Raw genomic sequence first — 317 nt, 5'->3', positions numbered from 1 at the left:
ACATTACTGTACTTGGAAGCGGTCTCAGCATTATAGGTCCTGTATACGTTCGCTGAGCGATCCACCTGAATCAAATCATCGCCTGCACCACCAGATAAATTATTTGAACCTATGTAAGTAGTAACAATCGTATCATTACCCTCACCACCCAATACGGTGTCGTTGTTATTACCCGCATTGATGGTGTCGTTACCGGCACCGCCATAGATTTTGTCGGCTCCGTTCGCGCCATTGAGTGTGTCGTCACCAACACCACCGTACAGGTTGTCTGCAAACTCAGTGCCCGCCAGCGTGTCATCACCTTCGTTGTTCAGACC

The 317-nt window shown here is 48.9% G+C and carries 1 protein-coding gene; it reads right to left on the bottom strand.

The features are described 5' to 3' along the window. Positions 1-317 (bottom strand): calcium-binding protein (locus tag MIB40_RS19525; RefSeq protein WP_406566482.1); only part of this gene is annotated, 317 nt, incomplete at both ends.

The sequence above is a fragment of the Aestuariirhabdus haliotis genome (genome assembly GCF_023509475.1).
Lineage (GTDB): Bacteria > Pseudomonadota > Gammaproteobacteria > Pseudomonadales > Aestuariirhabdaceae > Aestuariirhabdus > Aestuariirhabdus haliotis.
This window is presented reverse-complemented; position numbering and strand designations above follow the sequence as displayed.